This window comes from Diaphorobacter oryzae DSM 22780 (assembly GCF_059568935.1).
In genome coordinates this window covers 37,971-44,176 of record NZ_JCANUL010000018.1, presented here as the reverse complement: position 1 = coordinate 44,176, position 6,206 = coordinate 37,971, and the positions used below count along the sequence as shown (strand labels likewise).

Annotated in this window: 8 protein-coding genes; 6 read left to right on the top strand and 2 right to left on the bottom strand. The window is 61.2% G+C overall.

The features are described 5' to 3' along the window. Together BP68_RS18740 and BP68_RS18735 are read right to left on the bottom strand one after the other, a co-directional pair. On the bottom strand, nucleotides 1-263 hold a 263-nt coding region (locus BP68_RS18740; RefSeq protein WP_496374607.1), incomplete at its 3' end, for a transposase. A 120-nt stretch (nucleotides 264-383) separates the two neighbouring features. Further along, nucleotides 384-1,094, bottom strand: coding sequence for a helix-turn-helix transcriptional regulator (locus tag BP68_RS18735; RefSeq protein WP_496374605.1), 711 nt, complete (start codon nucleotides 1,092-1,094; stop codon nucleotides 384-386). 166 nt (nucleotides 1,095-1,260) lie between these two features. Here BP68_RS18735 and BP68_RS18730 point away from each other — a divergent pair, with 166 nt between their 5' ends. The 6 genes from BP68_RS18730 to BP68_RS18705 all read left to right on the top strand — a co-directional run bounded on the left by BP68_RS18730 (nucleotide 1,261) and on the right by BP68_RS18705 (nucleotide 6,130). Then, nucleotides 1,261-1,593 (top strand): hypothetical protein, encoded by a 333-nt coding sequence (locus BP68_RS18730; RefSeq protein ID WP_496374603.1) that lies wholly within the window; start codon nucleotides 1,261-1,263, stop codon nucleotides 1,591-1,593. Nucleotides 1,594-1,635: 42 nt separating this feature from the next. Then, nucleotides 1,636-2,434, top strand: a protein-coding gene (locus tag BP68_RS18725; protein ID WP_496374601.1) for an IS5 family transposase whose coding sequence is annotated in 2 segments (ribosomal slippage) — nucleotides 1,636-1,907 and nucleotides 1,906-2,434 — 801 coding nt in all. Because the reading frame shifts where the segments join, the coding sequence is not laid out codon by codon here. 278 nt (nucleotides 2,435-2,712) lie between these two features. Continuing rightward, entirely contained in the window at nucleotides 2,713-3,288 is a 576-nt protein-coding gene (locus BP68_RS18720; RefSeq protein ID WP_496374599.1) for an A24 family peptidase, read from the top strand. Nucleotides 3,289-3,310: 22 nt separating this feature from the next. Then, nucleotides 3,311-4,177 carry a Flp pilus assembly protein CpaB gene (gene cpaB / locus BP68_RS18715; RefSeq protein ID WP_496374597.1) on the top strand — a complete coding sequence of 289 codons (867 nt, stop codon included), beginning with the start codon at nucleotides 3,311-3,313 and terminating at the stop codon, nucleotides 4,175-4,177. A gap of 366 nt (nucleotides 4,178-4,543) precedes the next feature. Beyond that, nucleotides 4,544-5,839: a type II and III secretion system protein family protein gene (locus BP68_RS18710; RefSeq protein WP_496374595.1), complete on the top strand. Its 1,296-nt coding sequence runs from the start codon at nucleotides 4,544-4,546 to the stop codon at nucleotides 5,837-5,839. A 15-nt stretch (nucleotides 5,840-5,854) separates the two neighbouring features. Continuing rightward, on the top strand, nucleotides 5,855-6,130 hold the full coding sequence (locus tag BP68_RS18705) for a hypothetical protein (protein ID WP_496374593.1): 276 nt from the start codon (nucleotides 5,855-5,857) through the stop codon (nucleotides 6,128-6,130). The last annotated feature ends 76 nt before the right edge of the window (nucleotides 6,131-6,206 follow it).

The window sequence follows — 6,206 nt, the reverse complement described above, 5'->3', positions numbered from 1 at the left end:
GGTGCAGCGTCCTCAACCTCGGGCGCAGAGAGGCTCAGAGGGATGAACGGATTGATGGGTTTGGGAGCGGGTGGCGCAGCGTGCTCGCGCAGCCAGCGATGGACGATGTTGGCGTTGATGCCATGGGCCAGAGCCACAGCCGCAATCGACGCTCCGTTCGCCCGGCACTGCGTTACGACCTGGGCCTTGAGTTCTGGACTGTAAAAGCGCCGCTTGGGATTTGGGGCGATCGCCTCGCTCGACATAGTGTGCATGATCTCCATCGTGCACACCATGCCTGCTCGAACGGGCTATATCAAGATGGGTTCACCGCGCGCATACTTTGCACGGAGTTTCCGCATCAAACCAGTGACGCCATGCTCCCATTATCGTGTGGTTAATATTCAATGCGGCTGACGACTCAGTTCGCCACCGAGTTCGCTGGGTTTATGTAGTCCGTGCCGGCTGGCATAGGCGTATAGGTCAAGTCGGTTACTCAGTCCCAGTTTGCTGTAAATGGAGCTGAGGTGGTTGCGCAGCGTGTGTTCGCTGATGCAAAGCTGCCCTGCAATCACCTTGCCAGGGGCTGCGGTGTTAGCTGCTACTGCCGCGATGAGTTCACGTTCACGCGCGGTGAGGGTGGCGATCTTCATACGCTCAGGGTCGTTCTGGGTGGCAGCATTCAAGCGGGCCATCTCCATAAAGATGCGACTGGTGGCAGCGCGGTCGATCCACAACTCGCCCTCGTTCACCTTCGCTATAGCCTTGAGCAGTACGTGAGCGGGCTCGCTCTTGCATACGACGCCGCGCACTCCCCCAAGCACCGCTTTGTCAAGGTGCTGTGTATCTTGTGACGATGCCAGCAGGATTACGTGGGCTGAGAAGCGTTCATGAACCCGGTTGAAGATCATCGTGTCAGAGCAGGCCTCCAGATCCACCACGATGACGTGGGCCAAGGTCATGGAGAGCATCTGCTGTGCTGCCTCCATGCCGCTGGCGGAGCCCACCAACTCCAAAGATGGTGCAGCCGACTGGACGAGATGCTCAAGTCCCCAGCAGGTCATAGCGGGGGCGATCAAAACCACTCGAATGGGTTGATTGCAAGTGATGTTCATGTGCGTGTCGCCTCATGGGAAAACTTCACTTATTGATGGTGATGTTATGCAACATTAGGTAAACGTGCATTGCTTGTTACAACTTTTATTCTTGAAATGCTGGGGAACGTTTCATGGATGGGTCCATCCGACTTCGCCATGGCGTAGGACAGAAGTCCTCCTTCAAATGAATGAACTGCCCCTCGCACAAGGGCGGCGCGCTGTGCACACTGCGGTCATGCTTTTTGACCGCAGACATGAGCTACGTGAGCCGATTGCCTTACGCATCAAGCTAGCCAGCGGTGCGATCGCAATCACTCGCGACTTAGGCTCTTGCGGCATGTATTTCCACATGCCTCTGGACCAGTCGTTGGAAGACTGGATTCACCTGGAATTCGATCTCGATCACTCGGGCCTGCGCGCGACTGCGCTGGGTGAGGTGCTGCGTACCGAGTTCGGCGCGGGTTCCAAAGGCGTGGCGATGCGGTTGCACCACCTGCAACTTCGCACCATCGACTGAGAACGTGTTCATGATCTTTGCTCTTGCCCTGACAATTGGTTGGTGCGAAGCAAGAAATACCCCAGCGACACGAGCCGCGAGCAATTCGAGATCATCAAGCCCTTGCTGGAGGGTGCGCGCAAGAAGACCAAGCCGCGCACCGTTGACTTGTACGAAGTGTGGTGCGCGGTGTTGTACCTGCTGCGCACGGGCTGCCAGTGGCGGGCACTGCCCAGCGACTTTCCCAAGTGGCGCACAGTGCACTCGTACTTTGCCCAATGGAGTCAGCCCGATGAGCAGGGTGTCAGCCTGCTGGAGCGGGCCTTAAAAAAATCAGGTTGGCGCGGCCCGAGAGAGACAGGGGCGCTACGCATGCAGCGCGTTCTTGATCATCGACGCGCAGAGTGTGAAGAACACGGACACGGCGGGCCTGAAGGGCTATGACGCGGGCAAGAAGGTCTCGGGCATCAAGCGCCATATTGCGGTGGACACCCATGGCTTGCCGCACGCGGTGGCGGTGACGACGGCCGAGGTGACGGATCGCAAAGGGGCGTTGCAGGCACTCAAGCGCTGCAAGTCCTGCCTGGGACGAGTGCAAAGCGTGCTGTGCGACAACGGCTACGTGGGCCAGCCCTTTGCGCAGGGCGTACAAGAGATTCTGAGTGATCACGTAACGGTGCAGATCGCCAAGAGGAGCGAGATGCACGCCTTCAAGGTCCTGCCCAAGCGCTGGATCGTCGAGCGCAACTTTGCGTGGTTGGACAAGAACCGGCGGCTGTGGAAGAACTGCGAGCGCTGGCTTAACACCAGCTTGCAGTTCGTCCACCTGGCATTCTTGGCTCTATTGCTCAGAAGATCGTGAACACGTTCTGAAGCCGTCGCTTCCTTCCCCTGCCTCCGGCCTGCTGACGCACTTCCTTGCGGCAGCTTCGTGAGTTGGGCGATTCATTCCCGTTTGCCCCCAAGTTCGCGTCAAAACGAAGGTGCTTCTTCGTCCTGTGGGTCGTAGTCGGTTTGTCCTGTGCACGAGGGGGGCAGAGAGAGGACCACTGTACTACCGAGAAAAGGATGCTTGACCAATGCCCGGCGTCGGTCCTCTTTCTACAGTGGGAGCCATCAACTAGCGCTGCGCCCACCACCATGACCACATTCGAAGCCCCGCTCCATATGCTGCAGACGCTGCTGTGGCACCCCGGCACGGGCGTGCTTGTCGCTTTGCTGTTAGTGGCTGCCTGGACAGATTGGCGCGCCTACCGCATCCCTAACTGGCTGACCGTGTCCGGCATGGCCTGGGGGCTGGCCTACAACAGCCTTGCTGGCAACTCGGTCGTCGCCGGGTTTGTTCATGGGTTGCTCGGCCTGGTCACAGGCTTGGCGTTGCTGCTACCGCTGTATGCACTGCGCGTTCTGGGGGCCGGCGACGTCAAGTTGATGGCGATGGTAGGAGCATTCTTGGGTGCGCTTGCCACACTCAAAGCTGCACTCATCGTATTCATCATCGGCGGCCTGCTGGCAGTGGCGTGGGCTGCAGTGCGTCGATCGCTGCCTCAGCTCAAAGACAACACACAGGCCTTGGTGGCGTCATTGGTCGTGCCGGGCATGCCCCTGTGGCGTCCGGGCGTGGCCACCCCCTCTGTTGGAAGCCTTCCTTACGGCATCAGCATCAGCTTGGGCGCGATCGTTTTCGTGACCTTGCGGCAGCTGGGCTACATCTGATCGACACCCACTGGAGCGCAGCATGAAGAATGTCAAAGCCCTCGTCCTGCTGGCCTTGGCCATCCTCACCGGCCTGGCGGCAGCCGTTTACGCTGCACGGTGGGTGGCTCAGCGAGGCACACTCGCCTCATCCAAAGTCGTGGTCGCCGCTGTCGACATCGAACTGGGCAGCAAACTCAATCCGCAAATGCTCACCACGGTGGAATGGCCGTCTGGCTCGGTTCCCCCGGGTGCGTTCATCAGCCTGGACCAAGCCCAGGATCGCGTGGTGCGCATGGCGATCCCGCGTGGGGATGCCATTCTGGAACGCAAGCTGGCCCCCGCTGGCACGCAAGGTGGACTGTCTGCCGTGATCGCCGACGGCAAGCGCGCCATGACTGTGCGCGTCAACGATGTGATTGGCGTGGCGGGCTTTGCTCTGCCAGGCAACTACGTGGACGTGATGGTCAATACGCAGCAGGAGCGCACAGGCGGCAAGGAAAGCCAGATCAGTCTGACCGTCCTGGAGCAGGTGCTGGTGCTTGCCGTGGCTCAGGAAGCCAGCCGCGATGACCTGAAGCCCAAGGTCGTGAGTGCCGTCACCCTGGAACTTTCGCCCGAGGACGCCGAAAAGTTGGACCTTGCACGCAGCGTCGGCACCTTGTCTCTGGTGTTGCGCAACCAGCTCGACAAGACGGCTGTCGGCACCACCGGAATCACCCGCGACCAGCTGCTGGGTTTGACGACCGTATCGGCAGCGCCTGCTGCCCCCGCAGCACCGGTACCGGTACAGAGGCGTGCCGTGGCCAAGACGCCAGCATCCCCGGCCACCACTGTTTCGACGGCAGTACCTCTGCGGGACTGTGTCGAAATCATCTCCCACGGAACGCGCACCGTCAGCTGCTTTTGAGCAGCAGCCGTCCAGAGCAACACCACCGAAAGGGCCTACACCGTGCACACACTCCGTCCAAGTCCCTTGGCTTTGCTGGCCGCCGTAGCCTGTCAGTTGAGCGTCGTGGTCCCAGCCGCAGCACAGTCACTCGACGCGCCCGCCGCCAGGGCCATCTCCAACCGCACTGTGCCTGCCCTTGGTTCGCGCCAGGGGGCATCCCCTTCCGCGGCAGCGCGGTTGGCTTGCACCTCGGTCACTACCGCACCCGCGAGTAGCGTGGCCTTGGGCAAGTCCCGGGTGATTCAACTCCAGGCGCCTGCCGTGCGCCTGATCGGAGGCGGCCGCCCTTCGAGCTGGATTGGTCAGCCGGTTGACACAGGAGACATGCCTCCCAATGCACAAGGCCGCGGGCAGGGCACTACGCCTGGCGGATCTGCTGGCACGGACGGCATCGCCGACACCGAAATCACGCTGCTAAGCCCCAATGAACTGTTGGTGTTGGGGCGCCGGCCCGGTTCTTCCAACGTGATAGTGCAGGACCGCGACGGCCGATGTGTGGTCCGCGATATCTTTGTCACGATAGACCCCGACACGCTGCAAACCAAGCTTGCGGAACTGATGCCTGACGAGCGCGGGGTCAAGGTCAGCGGTGCGGACAACGCGCTGGTGCTGACCGGAAGCGTGACCGACGCCGTCAAGCTTGACCAGGTTGTGAGCCTGGCCAGCGTGTATGGCGATGGCAAGAAGGTGGTCAACCTGATGCGAGTGACCGCTCCGCAGCAGGTCATGCTCGAAGTGAAGATCGCCGAGGTGAGCAAGGGCCTGCTGGACCACTTTGGCCTTGATTTCACCCGAGCCCTCAGCGCAGGTGGCCACACTTCAATGATCTCCGGAATCATCGGCGGGGCGCCGGCTGTGCTAAGCCGCTTTGGTCCGGGCGCGGGTGGATCGTTTTCCGGCAGTGCAGCATCCGTGATTTCCTCGCCATCAGCCGCTGCAACTGCCAACATCAACAGCAGTACCCGGGGCGCATCGCTGCTCGGCATCGATGCCGAGAATCGCGACGGCATCGTGCGCATCCTTGCCGAGCCCAACATCATGGCCATCAGCGGCCAATCGGCTAGTTTCCTGTCCGGCGGCAAGATCTTCATTCCTGTTGCCCAGAGCCGAGAGAGCGGTGCCACCACCATCACGCTGGAGGAAAAGGAGTTCGGCGTGGGCCTGAAATTCACGCCCACGGTGCTGGATGGGCGAATCAACCTGAAGGTGACCTCCGAGGTGTCGGAGCTGTCGCAAAGTGGTACGCCCTTTGCAACGGTCAACGGCAGTACAGCGGTGCTGCCTTCCATGACGACCCGGCGCGTGGATACGACCGTGCAGCTGGGTGACGGCCAGAGCTTTGTGGTGGCGGGCCTGATCAAGAACAGCATGACCGGGGCACTGAACAAGTTTCCTGCGCTGGGCGAGGCGCCTGTCGTCGGTGCGCTGTTCCGATCCACCGAGTTCCAGAACGACAAAACCGAGTTGATGTTCGTGGTGACCCCCCGCCTGGTGCGGCCCGCGGACGGACCCATCATGCTGCCGACCGACAACCACATCGTGCCCACCCGTGCCGACGTGATTCTGCGTGGCTCCGGCGAAGGCTCCATGCCCACTGGCGAGCAACCTGCACTCAAGTGAATTGGGGAGACCACCATGAAGACTCTTGCTCTTTGCGCTGCGCTGGCCCTGCTCGGAGGCTGCGCCTCCAGCACGCCGAACTACGACATGCGCTTTGGCGATGCCGTGCGCCAGGCCCGCCAGGCCATGACGCTCAATCCTAGCGCCGCAAGCACTGATCCGGTGGCAGGCATGGACGGCCGCGCCGCGCGCGATGCGGCAGGCCGCTACCAGGAGTCCTTCAAGTCGCCACCACCGGTGGTCAACGTCATCAACATCGGCGGCAACCCTGCCGGCAGTGGCAGCCGCTAGTGCAAAGGCTACGCTGCAGAAAGGAGCCTGCCATGACATGAAGCGGAACCCTAATCCCGATCCTGAAAGAGATTCC

Excerpts from the sequence above, each read along its gene's own strand:
- BP68_RS18705 (WP_496374593.1), top strand. The coding sequence starts at position 5,855 with ATGAAGACTCTTGCTCTTTGCGCTGCGCTGGCCCTGCTCGGAGGCTGC.
- BP68_RS18720 (WP_496374599.1), top strand. The coding sequence starts at position 2,713 with ATGACCACATTCGAAGCCCCGCTCCATATGCTGCAGACGCTGCTGTGG.
- BP68_RS18710 (WP_496374595.1), top strand. The coding sequence starts at position 4,544 with ATGCCTCCCAATGCACAAGGCCGCGGGCAGGGCACTACGCCTGGCGGA.
- BP68_RS18730 (WP_496374603.1), top strand. The coding sequence starts at position 1,261 with ATGAATGAACTGCCCCTCGCACAAGGGCGGCGCGCTGTGCACACTGCG.
- BP68_RS18735 (WP_496374605.1), bottom strand. The coding sequence starts at position 1,094 with ATGAACATCACTTGCAATCAACCCATTCGAGTGGTTTTGATCGCCCCC.
- cpaB (WP_496374597.1), top strand. The coding sequence starts at position 3,311 with ATGAAGAATGTCAAAGCCCTCGTCCTGCTGGCCTTGGCCATCCTCACC.